Origin of the sequence: Ectothiorhodospira sp. BSL-9 (assembly GCF_001632845.1) — a bacterium.
Taxonomy (GTDB): Bacteria; Pseudomonadota; Gammaproteobacteria; order Ectothiorhodospirales; family Ectothiorhodospiraceae; genus Ectothiorhodospira.
In genome coordinates this window covers 1,781,779-1,797,896 of sequence record NZ_CP011994.1, presented here as the reverse complement: position 1 = coordinate 1,797,896, position 16,118 = coordinate 1,781,779, and the positions used below count along the sequence as shown (strand labels likewise).

Sequence of the window (16,118 nt, the reverse complement as noted above, 5' to 3'; positions counted from 1 at the left end):
GTTCATCGGGCCAGCAGTCTGCGATGGGAGTTGATGGACATGAGAATACCGAATGCCGCCATCAGGGTCACCAGGGATGTTCCACCGTAACTGAACAGGGGCAACGGCACCCCCACCACCGGCAGCAGGCCGATCACCATACCGGTATTCACGAACACGTAGATGAAGAACGTCAGACTCAGGCTGCCAGCCAGCAGGCGGGCGTAGGTGTCCTGGGCGCGCACGGCGATGGCCAGGCCCCGCAGGATCACGAACAGATACAGGGCAAGCAGCAGGAGCACACCCAGGAGGCCGAACTCCTCGGCATACACCGCGAAGATGAAGTCGGTGGAACGCTCCGGCAGGAACTCCAGCTGGGACTGGGTGCCATTGAGCCAGCCCTTGCCATACAGCCCTCCCGAACCGATGGCGATCTTGGACTGAATGATGTGGTAACCGGCCCCCAGGGGATCGCTCTCGGGATTGAGCAGGGTGAGTACCCGTCGGCGCTGATAGTCCTGCATGAAGTGCCACAGCAACGGGGCTGCACTCAGGGCCAGAACCCCCAGGCCCAGGATCACCCGCCAGCGGATGCCCGCCAGGAAGATCACCAGCAGGCCCGCCCCGGTGACCAGCAGGGCCGTGCCCAGATCCGGCTGCTGAGCGATCAGGGCCGCGGGGATCGCCACCACCACACCGGCCACCACCAACTCTCGCAGGCGCGGCGGCAGGGGGCGGTCGGCAAAATACCAGGCCACCATCATGGGGACGGCCAGCTTCATGAACTCCGATGGCTGAAAGCGGAACAGGCCCAGGTCCAGCCAGCGCTGCGCCCCCTTGCCCACCTCCCCGAAAAACATCACCAGTATCAGCAACACCACGCCCATCAGATATACCCAGGGCGACCACTGGCGCAGGTGATGGTGGGGAATCTGCGCCAGCAGCATGAGCACACCGAAGGCCAGGGCAACCCGGACGCCCTGGCGGTGCAGCATGTCCATATTCTCGCCACTGGCGCTATAGAGCACCACGAAGCCCAGGGACAGCAAAAGGATGATGCCCCCCAGCAGTGGCAGATCCAGATGCAGGGCGCGCAGGATCTGGCGCCCCAGCCCGGTCTCGGCAGCCGCCGTATGAAACATCAGGAATCCATCTCCAGAAGAAAGTAATCCATCACCTTGCGGGCCATGGGGGCGGCCACCCGGCCTCCGCTGCCCCCGTGCTCGACAATCACCGCCACGGCGATCCGTGGGTCATCCGCCGGCGCGTATCCGATGAACAGGGCATGGTCGTGCAGGTGCAGCGCCAGCTGTTCCTCGTCGTATTCCTCATCCTCGCCCAGACCGAAGACCTGGGAGGTACCGGTCTTGCCGGCAATACGGTAGGCGGCATCCCGACCCGCCGTGTTGTAGGCCGTCCCTCGGGGTCGGTGCATGGTGTTCTCCATGGGCACGAGCACCTGATCCCAGAATTCAGGCCGGCTGACCTGTACCGGGGGCAGGTACTGGGATTCGTCGATGGTCAGTTCCCCGCCCTCTCCCTGAATGCGCCCCCGCAGCAGATGCGGGCGTACCCGCTCACCGCGCATGGCCAGGGTGCTGGTCACCGAGGCCAGCTGCAGGGGCGTGGTGAGCATATACCCCTGCCCGATGGCCGTGATGAGTGTCTCGCCGGGATACCAGGGCTGGTTGTGCGTGGCACGCTTCCACTCCCGGGTGGGCAGCAGGCCCTGACGTTCGCCGGTACTGTCGATGCCCGTGCGCTGGCCAAGGCCAAAGAGACCCAGAAACTCGGACATGCGATCAATGCCCATCTTGTGGCCCAGATCGTAGAAATACACGTCGGAGGATTGGGCGATGGCCCGATCCAGATCCACCGTGCCGTGGTAGCGCCAGTCCCGGTAGCGGCGGGAGTCGTTGGGCAGGGTGTAGTAACCCCGGGTGTACATGGTGCGTTCGGCCGTGGTGATGCCATGCTCCAGCCCCGCCAGCCCCACCACGGGCTTGAGGGTGGAGCCGGGTGGATACTGCCCGGACAGCGCCCGGTTGAACAGGGGCTGGCGCCGATGGGTGCGCAGCTCCTGGAAGACCGACCGGGGGATGCCATGGACAAACAGATTGGGGTCGAAACTGGGCATGCTGACCATGGCCAGCACCTCGCCGTTGCGCGGATCCATGGCCACGATGGCGCCCGCGTGACCCTCAAGGATCTCTTCCGCCGCCCGCTGCAGACGCACATCCAGGCTCAGCACCAGGTCGCGCCCCGGGGTGGCCGGCTCCCGCTCCAGAACCCGAAGCGTGCGCCCCTGGGCATTCACCTCCACCTTCTGGAAGCCCACCTGTCCGTGGAGCTCGTCCTCGTAGTAGCGTTCAATCCCCAGCTTGCCGATATGGGAGGTGCCGGCATACCGCCGGGTGTCGATGCGAGCCAGTTCCCGCTCGTCGATGCGCCCCACATAGCCCAGCACATGGGCCAGCGAGGCGCCCTGGGGATAATGCCGGGCCACACGTGCCTCCACGTCCACCCCCGGGAAGCGATGCCGGTTGACGGCAAAATTGGCCAATTCCTCGTCGCTGAGGTTGAGTTTCAGGGGAACGGCCTGGAATGGACGCTTGCCACGCAGCATGCGGCGAAAGCGTTCGATATGCATCTCCTCCAGATGCACCACCTGGGCGAGGCGCTCCAGGGTGTCCTCCATGTCCCCCACCTGCTCCGGAGTGATCTCCAGCTGATAGGCGGGACGGTTTTCCGCCAGCACCACGCCATTGCGGTCGAAGATCAGCCCACGGGGGGGCGGCAGGGCCTCCAGCCGCACGCGATTGTTCTGGGACAGGGTGGAAAAATGAGAATAGCTGGCCACCTGCAGGTGACCCAGACGCGCACTGACGATACCGAACAGCAGGGTGACCACCACCACCAGGATCACGACCCGGGCGAGGAAAAGCCTCTTTTCCTGGTGGTGATTCTTGATGGGTTGGCGCGCCGGCATGGACTCGCTGATTCCGGTGATACGTGCGGGAGTAAGAATGCGTGGCCGGGGCGGCCGGCCCACGACTCGCGCGGGGCGCGCGGCCCTTCACAGGACGCCACACCCCACGGAACCGATCAAATCAGCCCTTCTGCTGGAAGCGCTTGACGGAGGATTCGATCTCCGCGCGGGCGGCATCGACACCTTCCCAGCCTTCCACCTTGACCCATTTGTTGGGTTCCAGTTCCTTGTAATGCTCAAAGAAATGCTTGATCTGGTCCAGCAGCAACGGCGACACATCGTCGGGCCCCTGAATGCGATCATACTCAGGATAGAGCTTGGACACGGGCACGGCCAGCAGCTTGGCGTCTTCACCCGCCTCGTCGGTCATCTTGAGCATGCCCACGGGGCGGGAGCGGATGACGCTGCCGCTGAGCAGCGGATGCGGGGTCAGGACCAGCACGTCCACCGGGTCGCCGTCATCGGAGAGGGTGTGAGGGATGAAACCATAGTTGCAGGGATAGAACATGGGCGTGGCCATGAAGCGATCCACCACCAGGGCGCCACTGTCCTTGTCCACTTCATATTTGACCGGCGAGGCCTGGGCCGGGATCTCGATGATCACATTCACATCGTTGGGCAGGTCCTTGCCGGCGGGAATATTGTCTATATTCATGTTTCTTCACTCCAGATGGGTTGTAAACCGACGCGGCATTATAACGGCATGACGCGCTGCGGAAAGCATGAATCCGGTGGGGGTGGTTGCGCCCCAATAGCTGGAGCAGGTATAAGTCTCGGCCTATTGTCTTGAATAAATCGCTTAAAACAAGCTCTAAGCTAAAGGGGAAATACCATGCGTATCGTCCTGTTGGGGGCTCCCGGTTCCGGCAAGGGAACCCAGTCCAAACTGATCATGGAACGTTACAAGGTCCCGCAGATCTCCACGGGTGACCTGTTGCGCGCCGCAGTATCCGCAGGCACACCTCTGGGTCAGCAGGCCAAGGCCGCCATGGACGCCGGCGAGCTGGTCACAGACGACGTGGTACTGGGCATGATCCGCGAGCGGCTGGCCATGCCGGACACCCAGCGCGGTTACATCCTGGACGGCTTCCCCCGCAACCTCAATCAGGCCGGCAGCCTGGACGAGATGCTCGGCGATCTGGGCCAGCCCCTGGATGCCGCCGTGCTGATCCACGTGGACTTCGAGAGCCTGATGCAGCGCCTCACCGGTCGCCTCACCTGCGCCTCCTGCGGCGCCGTGTTCAACAGCTACACGCATCCCCCCCGCCAGGAAGGCATCTGCGATCTGTGCGGCGGTGAACTCAAGCACCGGTCCGATGACAACGAAGAGACCATCGGCAGCCGCCTCAAGGTCTATCAGGCCCAGACCGAGCCCCTGGTGGAATACTACGGGGACAAGAGCCTCCTGCACACCGTGAAGGGTGAGGGCGAGATCGAGGACATCTTCAAGGAAGTGTCCAAGGTGCTCGAGTCCGTGGGTGGCCCGAAGGCCTGAAGGCCCTGAGACCCGGACCTTGCCGGTGCCGAGGGAGCGGCACCGGACCTTCCCCCCGATGATCGGACTCGCCACCGTGTACCGACACGCCCCCTCCTTCATATTGCTTGCCTGTGTCGCCATCACCCCCGCCCTGGCGGATGAATGGGCCCTGTGCGACTACCACCCGCCCGCCCCTGACATCCCCCACCCCGATGATGGTCGACTGCGATTCGAGGCCGATCAGGCCTTTCTGGATCGCGAGGGGGTCTCGCGTCTGGAGGGGAATGTGGAGGTCTTCGAGGGCACGCGTACCTTCACCGCCGATCGCTTCGAGTACGAGCAGGCCCGGAATTATCTGGAGGCCATGGGCAACGTCACCTTCGAGGACAAGGCGGGCCTGAGTTTCGACAGCAGCGCCGGGCACCTTTATCTGGAATCCGAAAGGGGCCGCTTTGAGGATGTGGAATACTTCTTCCGCCCCCGGCACGCCCGAGGCAAGGCGAGCACCATCGAACCACGCGGACCTGACCGGTTCCGCCTCAGCAACGCCAGCTACACCACCTGCGACCCGGGCCGCCAGGACTGGCAGCTCACCGCCAGCCGGGTGGACCTGAACCAGGACACAGGCCGGGGCACGGCCCGCAACGTGTTACTGCGCTTTCACCATGTGCCCCTGCTGTACACCCCCTGGATCAACTTCCCCATCGACGATCGGCGTCAGACAGGGTTGCTGCTGCCCAGTATCGGTAATGCCGACTCCACCGGTCTGGACGTGGAGATTCCCTACTACTTCAACCTGGCCCCCAACCGGGACGCCATCCTGGCCCCCCGTTACCTGGGCCGTCGAGGCACCATGCTGGGCGCCCAGTACCGACATATGTCGGGTAGCTCCCTGGGGCGCTTCGATATGGAATACCTCCCGGATGACGATGTGTACGGGGACGACCGCAGCTGGTTCACCTGGGATCAGGAATGGCGCCCCACGTCCCGGCTCAGTCTGCACACCCGGGGAACGGATGTGTCCGATGCGGATTACCTGTCGGATTTCGGAAGCTCCCTGGATGACACCAGCACCACCCACCTGGAGCGGCGCGCCGACCTGAGCTATCAGGCCAGCAACTGGAACCTGCTGGCCCGGGTAGAGGATTACCAGACCGTGGACGACAACATTGTCGGCCCCGACCGGCCTTACAAACGCCTGCCGCAACTCCTGTACCGTGGGCACTGGCCTCAGGCCACCCAGGGGCTCGACCTGGGCATGCGTGCTGAATGGGTGAGCTTTGACCGGCGCGACAGTGTGACCGGTCAGCGCACCGACATCATGCCCGAGGCCAGTCTGCCCCTGCAGGGAGCGGCCTGGTTTCTGACCCCCCGCGTGCGGTATCGTCTCACCCACTACGACCTGGAAGGACAGCCATCAGGTGCCGACAGTCAGTTGCAGAGGGACTTGCCCATCGCCAGCGTGGACGGGGGGCTGTTTTTCGATCGCCCCATGGGCGGGGAGCGTTTCCAGACCCTGGAGCCGCGGATCTTCTACCGCTACACCCCTTACCGGAACCAGGACGACATCCCCCGGTTCGACACCTCGGAGTACGGTTTCAGCTTTGACCAGTTGTTCCGCGACGAAAGCTTCAGCGGCCCGGACCGGGTGGCCAATGCCAACCAACTCACCACGGCCCTCACCAGCCGGGTGGTGGAAGCGGACAGCGGTATTGAACGCTTCCGGGTAAGCCTGGGACAGATCCAGTATTTCGACGATCGCCGCGTGCGCCTGCGCCCGGAGGATGCGGCCCGCACCCAGGACAGCTCGTCCATCGTGGCAGAGGCAGCCTGGCGACCGGATCGCTACTGGAACGTGCGTGGCACGACCCAATGGGACCCGCATCGGGAACAAACCGAGCGCCGTACGGCTCAACTGCAATACCGGGAAGATGGCAACCGGGTGGTCAACCTGGGCTATCGGTTCCAGGAGGACCGCCTGGAACAGACCGATCTCTCCTTCGCCTGGCCCCTGTCCAAGCGTTGGGATGCGGTGGGACGATGGGCTTACAGCCTGGAAGATCATCGGGATCTGGAGATCCTGGCGGGTCTGGAGTACAACACCTGCTGCTGGGGTGCCCGGGTGGTGGCCCGACGTTACCTGACCGATGGCGTCCAGGGCGAATACAATGAAGGCATCTACTTTCAACTGATCCTCAAGGGTCTGGGCAGCCTGGGCACCGGGCTGGGAGAACTCCTGAGTGAAGGCATACTGGGTTATGAAGACGATTATTAGCATCCTGCTCGCCGGGCTCATGGCTGCCGGAGGCGCGGCCCTGGCCCAGGATGGCCGCAACCACCCCGGGGTGGTGCCGCTGGACGAGGACGGCCGCCTTCTGGACCGCATCGTCGCTGTCGCGGAAGAGGATGTGATCATGCACAGCGAACTGCTTGAGCGCATCCAGACCATCCAGCGGCAACTGGCCGCCCGGGACGACGGCCAGGCCCCACCGGCCAATGCCCTGGTGCGCCCGGTGCTGGACCGGCTGGTGCTGGAGCGCCTGCAGCTGCAGGAGGCACGTCGCATCGGTATCCGCATCGATGACATCAGCCTGAACAACGCCATTGAGAACATCGCCCGGGAAAACGGCATGACCCTGGCCCAGTTCCGCGACCGCCTGGTGGCCGATGGCATCGATTTTCGCGCCTTCCGGGAACAGATCCGCGACGAGATGGCCATCGCCCAATTGCACCGGCGACAGGTGGACAGCCGTATCCAGGTGAGCGAACAGGAGATCGACGACCTGATCGCCAGTGAGAGCGGCGCCATCGACCGGGATGTGGAATACCGGCTACTGCATCTGCTGGTCTCACTGCCCGAGGGGGCCACCCCGGAACAGATCCGCGAGACCCGGCAGCGGGCCGAACGCATCCGCGAAGAGGCCGCCGAGGGGGCCGACTTCACGGAACTGGCCCTGCGTGAATCCCAGGGACAACAAGCGCTGGAAGGCGGGGACCTGGGCTGGCGCAATGCCAACCAGGTGCCCACCCTGTTCTCCCGGCACGTGGTGCTCATGCGGGAGGGAGATGTGAGCGAGGTCATCCGATCCCCCTCGGGCTTTCATATCGTCAAGCTGGCCGACCGGCGCGCCGGCAGCCGCAGCCTGGTCCAGCAGACCCGGGTACGCCATATCCTGATCAGCCCCAGCGAGGTGGTCAGCGACCGGGAGGCCCACGACCGCATTCGCTCCCTGCGTAACCGCATCAAGGATGGGGCCGATTTTGCCGAACTGGCGCGGGCCCATTCCGATGATCGCGGCAGTGCCCTGCGAGGCGGCGACCTGGGCTGGACCGACCCCGGCGACATGGTGCCCCAGTTTGAACAGGCCATGGAGCGTGCCGAGCCCGGCTCGGTGAGCGAGCCCTTCCGCACCCGCTTTGGCTGGCACATCCTCCAGGTGGAGGACCGTCGCAGCCATGACAGCTCCCGGGAATTGATGCGTTCCCAGGCCCGGGAGATCATTCGCGACCGCAAGCGGGATGACGAGCTGGAAGTCTGGCTGCGCCGCCTGCGGGACGAATCCTACGTGGAGATGCGCCTGGACAATGTGGCGGCGGTGGATCGTGGACTGAACCGGCAGGCCCGCTGATGAGCCCGGCCAAGCCGATTCCCCGCATCGCCATCACGCCCGGCGAGCCTGCAGGGATCGGTCCCGACCTGGTGGCCATGCTCAGCCGGGAGCCCTGCTCCGCGCAGCGGGTGGTGCTGGGCGATCCACAGGTTCTGCTGGATCGGGCCGAGCAGCTGGGGATACACCTCACACTCACCCCGCTGGACCCTGAACAGCCCCCCCAGCCCAGCGCGGCGGGACAACTGCACCTGTGGAAGGGCTGCACCGTGGCCGAACCGGTGATCCCCGGCACACTGAACCCGGCCAACGCCCGGTACGTGCTGGACACCCTCACCCAGGCCGCAGATGGCTGCCTTGAGGGGGTGTTTGATGCGCTGGTCACCGGCCCGGTGCACAAGGGCGTCATCAACGAGGCAGGCATCCCCTTCACCGGCCACACCGAATTCCTGGCCGAGCGCTGCCAGGCCTCCATGCCCGTCATGATGCTCACCGCCGGGACGCTGCGGGTGGCCTTGGTCACCACCCACCTGCCGCTGTCCCGGGTGGCCCAGGCCATCACCACCGAGCGCCTGGAAACGGTACTGCGGGTGCTGCACGCGGATCTCAGGAATAAATTCGCCCTGGAGACGCCGCGCATCCTGGTCTGCGGCCTCAACCCCCATGCCGGCGAAGGCGGGCACCTGGGGGATGAGGAGATCCGCGTGATCACACCGGTGCTGGAGCGCCTGCGTGGCGAGGGCATGGAACTGACCGGGCCCCTGCCAGCCGACACCCTGTTCACTGAGCGGCACCTGCGTCATGCCGATGCAGTACTGGCCATGTATCATGATCAGGGCCTGCCGGTGCTCAAGCATGCCGGTTTCGGGGGTGCCGTGAACATCACCCTGGGCCTGCCCATCATCCGCACCTCCGTGGACCATGGCACGGCGCTGGATCTGGCCGGTACCGGCCGGGCAGAGGGGGGCAGCCTGCATGAGGCCCTGGCCACCGCCATTCAGATGGCCCACGCCCGTCACGGCAACGCACCGCCGTAGTGGAACGAACCGCCCCATGACCTTGAAACCCTGCCCCATGCAAAGGAGCCAGCCATGAACCGCGCCCCGCGCCTGATTGCCGTCACCCTCATGGGTGCCGCCCTGCTCACCACCGGTTGCACCTTCGTGAAACTCACCCCCGAGGCCCAGGAGACCCGCGTTGTCCCCGCCGACCGGGTAGCCGACTGCGAACGCCTGGGCAGCACCACCGCCTCCATGGCCGAGCGTATCGGCTTCCTCAAGCGCCCGCCCGAGCGCATCGAGCAGGAACTGGAGCACGCCGCCCGCAATGCCGCCGCCGACATGGGCGGTGACACGGTCGTGCCACGCGGCGAAATCGCCGACGGCAAACGCACCTACGACGTCTACCGCTGCCTGCGCTGATCGGATAAAGCCCCTTGAATCATGCCCCCCGCAAACGCTTTGGTCAGCACTTTCTGCATGACCCAGGCGTCATCCAACGTATTGTCGGCGCCATCGCGCCGCGCCCGGACGACACCCTGGTGGAGATCGGCCCCGGCCTGGGGGCCATCACCGGCCCCCTGCTGGAGCGCCTCGACCATCTGCATGTGGTGGAGCTGGACCGGGACCTGATCCCGCACCTGCATACCCTGGGTCCACCCGGCGCCATGACCGTGCATGAGGCGGATGCCCTGCGCTTTTCACTGGACACCATCCCTGGACCACGCCCCCTGCGGGTGGTGGGTAACCTGCCCTACAACATCTCCACGCCACTGATCTTTCATCTGCTGGATCAGTCCGTGCAGATCCGCGACATGCACTTCCTGCTGCAAAAGGAGGTGGTGGAGCGTCTGACCGCCGCCCCGGGTACCTCTGCCTATGGCCGCCTGGGCATCATGGTGCAATACCGCTGCCGCGCCGAGCCGCTCTTCCATGTGGGCCCTGGCGCCTTTCGGCCCCCACCCCGGGTGGACTCTGCCGTGGTACGCCTGACCCCCTACGAGACCCTGCCCTGCCCGGCGCAGGACGAACCGCTGCTGGCGCGCCTGGTACACCAGGCCTTCACCCGACGCCGCAAGACCCTGCGCAACGCCCTGCAGGGACTGGCCCTGCCGGAGCAGATCGAGGCAGCGGGCATCGACCCGGTACAAAGGCCCGAGACCCTGTCGGTGGAGGCCTTCGTGCGCATCGCGGACATCGTGGCTGATACGGTCTGACAGGAAACGGCCCGCTGGCAGGGGCCCCTGCTTACACGTTAAACTGAACGCTTTTCTCCGCCGTGGGCGAGGATGGAATCACATGGGTGAACATAATCCGCTGCTGCGTTTGCGCGAACTGGGCCAGAGCATCTGGTACGACTATATTCGCAAGGACCTGATGGAATCCGGCGAGCTGGCCCGACTCATCCGTGAGGATGGACTGGGGGGGCTGACCTCCAACCCCGCCATCTTCGACAAGGCCATCACCGGCAGCGATCTCTATGATGATGGCATCCGCCAGGCCCTGGCGGCAGACCCGGACATGAGCACCCCTGCCCTGTTCTATCGCCTGGCCATCGAGGATCTCCAGGCCGCCGCTGACGCCTTCCGTGGCACCCATGAGCAGACGCAAGGCCAGGATGGCTTCGTCAGCCTGGAAGTCTCCCCGGACCTGGCCTTCGATACCGAAGGCACGGTGCGCGAGGCCCTGGATCTGGCCGCTCAGGTGGATCGCCCCAACCTCATGATCAAGGTGCCCGGCACCCTGCCAGGCCTGGGTGCCATCGAGCAGCTCACCGCTCAGGGCATCAACGTGAACGTGACCCTGCTGTTCGCGGTGGCCCGTTACGAGGCCGTGCTGGAGGCCTACATCAAGGGCCTGGAGGCCCGCGTGGAGCAAGGGCTACCCGTGGATCGCATGGCCTCGGTGGCCAGCTTCTTCGTCAGCCGGGTGGACTCCGCCCTGGACGACATGCTGGAAGAGCGCATCCGCGAGGGCCGACCCGTGGAACACATGCAGGGCCGCCTGGCCATTGCCAACGCCAAGCTGGCCTATGCCCATTTCCTGCAGGTCACACAGAGCGAGCGCTGGCAACGCCTCAAGGCCGCCGGCGCCCGTCCCCAGCGCCTGCTGTGGGCCAGCACCGGCACCAAGAACCCCGCCTACAGCGACGTCCTCTATGTGGAATCCCTGATCGGCGCAGACACGGTGAACACCCTGCCCCCGGCCACCTACGACGCCTTCCGCGACCACGGCAAGGCCGAGCCTGCGCTGGAGAAGGACCTGGAACAGTCCCGGGCCCTGATCCAGGGCCTGCCCGACCTGGGCATCGACCTGGAGAGCGTAACCGACCGCCTGGAAAGCGAAGGCATCGAGGCCTTCGCCAAGGCCTTCGACCACCTCATGCAGGGCCTGGAAGACAAACGCGCCCGCCTGACCGCCTGACCCCCTTAAAGGGGACAGACACCTTTTCCTGAGAGGGGCTGTCCCCTGTCTGCAGGTTCCTTCATCATGGGTTCTGATCCCTTTCTTGGCAGGTGATGCGATGAAGATCCTGGCAGGCGACATCGGTGGTACCAAAACGCTGCTGATGCTGGCTGATGTTTCCGATGGTCGGCTGACAGCGCTGGCGCGGGAGCGCTACGCCAGTGCCGATTACCCGGACCTTGCCCCCATGGTGCGGGCCTTCCTGAGTGATGCCGGGCTTCCCCGCGATGATATCGATGCCGCCTGCTTTGCCCTGGCCGGGCCTGTGGTTCACCAGCAGGGTGTGGACCGTGCACGACTCACCAACCTGCCCTGGGAGCTGGAGTCGACCCGCCTGGCACAGGATCTTGGTATCCCCCGGGTGGCCCTGCTCAATGATTTCGAAGGCATCGGCCACAGCCTGGACGACCTGCCCGCGGAAGCACTGCATTCACTGCAAACCGGCCAGGCCGACCCGGCGGGTGTGCGCCTGGTGGTGGGTGCCGGGACGGGCCTGGGTGTGTGCATCGTGCCACCGGGGCAACCGTTGCGAGTGTTGCCCACGGAGAGCGGGCATGCGAATTTCGCGCCGGCCGATGCCCGCCAGGCGCGTTTGTGGCAGTACGTGACCGACCAGGAAGGATGCTGCACCCGGGAACACCTGCTCAGCGGCCGGGGGCTGGGGCGTATCGCCCGCTTCCTGGTGGCCCAGGGACAGACGCCGGGCGAGAGCCTGGGGCCGGCCCTGGAGGGAGACGACCCCGCCCCCGTCATTTCGCAACTGGCCCTGGAAGGCAGCGATCCCGTGGCAGTGGAGGTGGTGGCGCTGTTTCTGGCCGTCTACGGCGGACAGACCGGGGACCTGGCCCTGGGTTGCCTGCCCTTTGGAGGCGTGTTCATCGCTGGCGGCATCGCCCCGCGACTGCTGCCGCAGATGCACGAAGGCAGTTTCATTGAGGCCTTTTGCCACAAGCCCCCCATGACCCACCTTCTGGAACGCATGCCGGTCCAGGTGATCGGCGACACCGACGCTGGCCTGCTGGGTGCCGCGCGACACGCCGCCAGCTTGTGTCCTCAATCGGACAGGACGGCCTGAAAGCCATGAGCAGCCGCCCACCTGCGGCCCCTGACGCATAGCCGGCATGCAGACCGTATCGATCCTGCTCAGCCTGCTCGTTCTGATCGCCCTGATCGGCGGCCTGCTGGGCTGGTGGGTGCTCTTTCAACAGCGGGCGCTCAGGGCCCGCATTGTCCGCCTTGAGCAGATGCTGGCACCTGCGGCGGCGGAGTCCTCCACCGCGAGCCAGACCATCCCGGCGGTATCCCCCGCCCCCCTGGACGATACCCCGCCTCGACCGGCACCGGAGCACCACACCGCCCCCACGGAACCCGGGCCATCCCATCACCGCTGGGAAGCCAGGCCTGTCGAGCCAACCCCCTGGACACGCCCCGCCTGGCTGGCGCATCTGCTCAGCCACTGGATGGTCTGGCTCGGCGGCCTGTGCGTGAGCCTGGCGGGGATCTTCATGGTCAAGTACAGCATCGACGCGGGGCTGCTGGGCCCCTGGGGTCGGGTCATCCTGGCCCTGGCCACGGGCCTGGGTCTGCATGCCCTGGCCGAGTGGCTGCGTCGGCGCAAGGGGCATGACCCGTCCCTGGCCGCCCTGGCGGGGGCGGCCAGCATCACCCTGTATGGTGCCCTGCTGGCCGCGCTGCACCTCTATGCCCTGCTGGATCCGGGCATCGTCTTCGTGTTGCTGGCCGGGGTCTCCCTGCTAACCATGGCGCAGGCGCTGCTCCACGGCCCGATCCTGGCAGCCATCGGATTGCTCGGTGCCTTCGTGGTGCCGCTGCTGGTGGCCGAGGGCGGCGGCGATATCGCCATCCCCCTGATCTACAGCCTGATCATCACGACCAGCGGCCTGTGGCTGCTGCGACGGATCTTTCGCCCCTGGCTGTGGTGGGGCATCGTCGCCGGGGCCCTGGGCTGGTGGCTGTTATCCATGACCACCCCCGATGGGGACGGGCTACGCGGTCTTTACCTGGCCGCCCTGGCCTACGCCGTGGTGGCCATCCCGCGCCACCAGTGGCTGCCATGGAAGCCTCGCCCGCGCCCTGCGGGGAGGGTCGGTGGTCATGTCACACTGATGGGGCGTCGATGGGGCCCGCAGGCCCTGACGCTGCTGCTGATCACCCTGGCCTGGGGGGCCTCCATTCATCGCCAGGGTTTCGACACTCACGCCCTGGTCCAGTGGGCGCCCCTGGTGGTGATCCTCATACTGGCTGCCTGGCGGCGAGCGGAACTGCAGGCCCTGCCCTGGCTGAGCCTGGGCATACAGTGGCTGGCCTGGCTGGCCAGCGCCATGACCCTCAACCTGCTGGCCGACCAGTACCAGCTACGGGGGCTTGCACCCGACCTGGAGATACCCTTCCTGCAGTTTGCCGGCGCCATGGCCCTGCTCTACGCCGGCCTGGCCTTGTTACACCTGAAACACCGTGGTTTTTCCCATGCCTGGATGTCCCTGGCCCTGATCGCACCACTGGCCTGGGTGGCCCTGGGCTGGCTGCTGGTCAGCCGCATGGAACCGCACGCCGGCTGGGCCATGGGCCTGCTGATCGCCGGCATGGTCTATGGCGCAGTGGCTGCCCGGCGTCTTCAACGCCAGGCACGGGATTTCATCGCCCTGTGGTTCGTGCTGGCGGGCCATCTGGCCTATGCCCTGGCGGCGGCGGTGTACTTCCGGGAGGCCGGGCTGACCCTGGCACTGGCCGCGCCCCTACTGACCCTGGCCTGGCTGCGCAAACGCTACCAACTGCCCTGGCTGGAGACCCTCATCAAGGGGATCCTGCTGCTGGTGGTGGCGCGCCTGACCCTCAACCCCTGGGTGCTCAATTACCCACCGGATGTGCACTGGTCGCTCTGGACCGGTGGCGGCGCCACCCTGTTCTGCGCCCTGGCCGCCTGGCAAAGCCTCAGCCGTCCGTCCCTGCAGCGTTGGCTGGAGGCCGGCGCCCTGCATCTGCTGGTGCTCACCCTGGGTGCGGAGGTGCGTTACTGGCTGCATGATGGCGATATCTTCATCCACCATTACAGCCTCACCGAGGCCGCCATCAACACCACGCTCTGGGCGACGCTGGCCATGGTGTACTGGTACCGGGCCGGACGCCACGAGGCCCTGGCGGGACTCTATCGGGTGTGTTCCTGGATCCTGCTGGCCCTGGCGGCGGGCAGCTATGCCCTGGCGTTGACGGTACTCAACCCTCTCTGGAGCGCTGAGGTGGTCTCCGCCCGCCCCGTTGCCAATCTACTGTTACTGGCCTACGGGGCACCGGTGCTGATGGCCCTGTGGGTGGCCTGGCGGCATCATCCCAGCGCCCGGCCCGTGGCCCTGGGCGTGGCCGGCGTGGGGTTCTGGCTGTTCGTGAGCCTGCAGGTGCGTCACCTGTGGCAGGGGGATGTCTCGCTCTGGCTATCCACCGGCCCGGGCGAGTTGTATACCTATTCGGCCGTATGGCTGGCACTGGCGGCTGCCGGCCTGCTGGCCGGCAGCCTATGGCGCCTTCAAGGACTCTACCGGGCCGGCATGGCCCTGCTGGCACTGGTGATCGCCAAGCTGTTCCTGGTGGACATGGCGGGGCTGGATGGCCTGTGGCGCGTGGCCTCGTTCATGGGCCTGGGCCTGTCACTGCTGGCCCTGGCCTGGCTGCACCGGCAATGGCTCAACCGCACCGGCGCTCCCCGCAGCTGAAACAAGGGACAGACGAAAAAGGGGACAGACACCTTTTCCGCGAAGCGTAAAAGGTGTCTGTCCCCTTTTTTCCTTTTTTCTTTTTTAGTTCAGCCGCACTTGCTATCCCCGCAGTTGAGGCAGGTGAGGCAGTTGTCCATGACCACCACGGCCTGGGTGTGGCATTTGCCGCACAACTGGGCACCGGGAGGGAAGCTCTCGCGGGCCTTGGGGTCGTCGCTGGCCTGGTGCACGCTCTCTTCATACTGGGCGCGCTTTTCCTCCACCAGACGGCGCTGATGTTCGTCCAGACCATCGTCCGTGATCAGACCGATCATGCGCATGTGGCTCTCGATGGCATCGCCGATCTCGGCCACCAGGGAGGGCATGTACTTGCCCCCCTTCTTGAAATAGCCGCCGCGGGGGTCGAACACCGAACGCAATTCCTCCACCAGAAAGGTGACATCCCCGCCCTTGCGGAACACGGCCGAGATGATCCGGGTGAGTGCCACGATCCACTGGAAGTGGTCCATGTTCTTGGAGTTGATGAAGATCTCGAAGGGGCGGCGCAGCTCATGCTCCGTGCCCGGGTTCAGGATCACGTCGTTGATGGTCACGTACAGGGCGTGCTCCGATAACGGCGTCTTCAGCTTGTAGGTGGACCCAAGCAGCATCTCGGGCCGTTCCAGCTTCTCGTGCATGTGCACCACCTTGGCAGAGCCCTGCCGGGACTCTGCAGGGGCCGGGGCAGGCGCACTGGGCGCCGCAGCCGGCGGAGCGGATGATTCCGTAGGGGCGCCGGCCTGGGCGGCGCTCTCCTCGGCGGATTCTTCCCGGAAGATTCCGAAATCCACGATCGGTTTGTCAATCTTGATGGTCATGTGCCTGTGCCCC

General features: G+C 65.6%; 13 protein-coding genes. 9 read left to right on the top strand and 4 right to left on the bottom strand.

Features of this window, described 5'->3' with window-relative positions; all coding sequences use genetic code 11:
* Nucleotides 1–2 precede the first annotated feature (2 nt).
* The 3 genes from rodA to ppa form a co-directional block, all read right to left on the bottom strand.
* Nucleotides 3–1,121 (bottom strand): rod shape-determining protein RodA, encoded by a 1,119-nt coding sequence (rodA, locus tag ECTOBSL9_RS08490; protein ID WP_063464683.1) that lies wholly within the window; start codon nucleotides 1,119–1,121, stop codon nucleotides 3–5.
* Nucleotides 1,121–2,968 carry a penicillin-binding protein 2 gene (gene mrdA / locus ECTOBSL9_RS08485; protein ID WP_063464682.1) on the bottom strand — a complete coding sequence of 616 codons (1,848 nt, stop codon included), beginning with the start codon at nucleotides 2,966–2,968 and terminating at the stop codon, nucleotides 1,121–1,123. Before mrdA ends, rodA begins: the two co-directional genes overlap by 1 nt.
* A gap of 121 nt (nucleotides 2,969–3,089) precedes the next feature.
* Nucleotides 3,090–3,623 carry an inorganic diphosphatase gene (gene ppa, locus ECTOBSL9_RS08480; protein WP_025280723.1) on the bottom strand — a complete coding sequence of 178 codons (534 nt, stop codon included), beginning with the start codon at nucleotides 3,621–3,623 and terminating at the stop codon, nucleotides 3,090–3,092.
* 177 nt (nucleotides 3,624–3,800) lie between these two features.
* Between ppa and ECTOBSL9_RS08475 the strand changes: the two genes are divergently transcribed.
* From ECTOBSL9_RS08475 to ECTOBSL9_RS08435, 9 genes are all read left to right on the top strand, one after another.
* The gene (locus tag ECTOBSL9_RS08475) at nucleotides 3,801–4,463 is read left to right on the top strand and encodes an adenylate kinase (RefSeq protein ID WP_063464681.1); all 663 of its coding nucleotides are present in this window, start codon (nucleotides 3,801–3,803) and stop codon (nucleotides 4,461–4,463) included.
* Nucleotides 4,464–4,521: 58 nt separating this feature from the next.
* Nucleotides 4,522–6,720: an LPS-assembly protein LptD gene (locus ECTOBSL9_RS08470; protein WP_063464680.1), complete on the top strand. Its 2,199-nt coding sequence runs from the start codon at nucleotides 4,522–4,524 to the stop codon at nucleotides 6,718–6,720.
* Nucleotides 6,704–8,074, top strand: a complete 1,371-nt coding sequence (locus tag ECTOBSL9_RS08465) for a peptidylprolyl isomerase (protein ID WP_063464679.1) — start codon at nucleotides 6,704–6,706, stop codon at nucleotides 8,072–8,074. Before ECTOBSL9_RS08470 ends, ECTOBSL9_RS08465 begins: the two co-directional genes overlap by 17 nt.
* Complete coding sequence (gene pdxA, locus ECTOBSL9_RS08460) at nucleotides 8,074–9,090, top strand: 4-hydroxythreonine-4-phosphate dehydrogenase PdxA (RefSeq protein WP_063464678.1); 1,017 nt, start codon at nucleotides 8,074–8,076, stop codon at nucleotides 9,088–9,090. The genes ECTOBSL9_RS08465 and pdxA overlap by 1 nt, the downstream gene beginning before the upstream one ends.
* 54 nt (nucleotides 9,091–9,144) lie before the next feature.
* On the top strand, nucleotides 9,145–9,474 hold the full coding sequence (locus ECTOBSL9_RS08455) for a DUF4156 domain-containing protein (RefSeq protein ID WP_063464677.1): 330 nt from the start codon (nucleotides 9,145–9,147) through the stop codon (nucleotides 9,472–9,474).
* A 14-nt stretch (nucleotides 9,475–9,488) separates the two neighbouring features.
* Nucleotides 9,489–10,268 carry a 16S rRNA (adenine(1518)-N(6)/adenine(1519)-N(6))-dimethyltransferase RsmA gene (gene rsmA, locus ECTOBSL9_RS08450; RefSeq protein ID WP_063464676.1) on the top strand — a complete coding sequence of 260 codons (780 nt, stop codon included), beginning with the start codon at nucleotides 9,489–9,491 and terminating at the stop codon, nucleotides 10,266–10,268.
* 82 nt (nucleotides 10,269–10,350) lie between these two features.
* Nucleotides 10,351–11,475, top strand: a complete 1,125-nt coding sequence (gene tal / locus ECTOBSL9_RS08445; protein WP_063464675.1) for a transaldolase — start codon at nucleotides 10,351–10,353, stop codon at nucleotides 11,473–11,475.
* Between the two features lie 100 nt (nucleotides 11,476–11,575).
* A complete protein-coding gene (gene glk, locus ECTOBSL9_RS08440) occupies nucleotides 11,576–12,592 on the top strand; it encodes a glucokinase (RefSeq protein WP_063464674.1) in 1,017 nt (338 codons plus the stop codon).
* A gap of 46 nt (nucleotides 12,593–12,638) precedes the next feature.
* A complete protein-coding gene (locus ECTOBSL9_RS08435; protein WP_063464673.1) occupies nucleotides 12,639–15,245 on the top strand; it encodes a DUF2339 domain-containing protein in 2,607 nt (868 codons plus the stop codon).
* Nucleotides 15,246–15,334: 89 nt separating this feature from the next.
* Here ECTOBSL9_RS08435 and ECTOBSL9_RS08430 read toward each other — a convergent pair whose 3' ends face one another.
* Nucleotides 15,335–16,105, bottom strand: coding sequence for a hypothetical protein (locus tag ECTOBSL9_RS08430; protein WP_063464672.1), 771 nt, complete (start codon nucleotides 16,103–16,105; stop codon nucleotides 15,335–15,337).
* Nucleotides 16,106–16,118 lie beyond the last annotated feature (13 nt).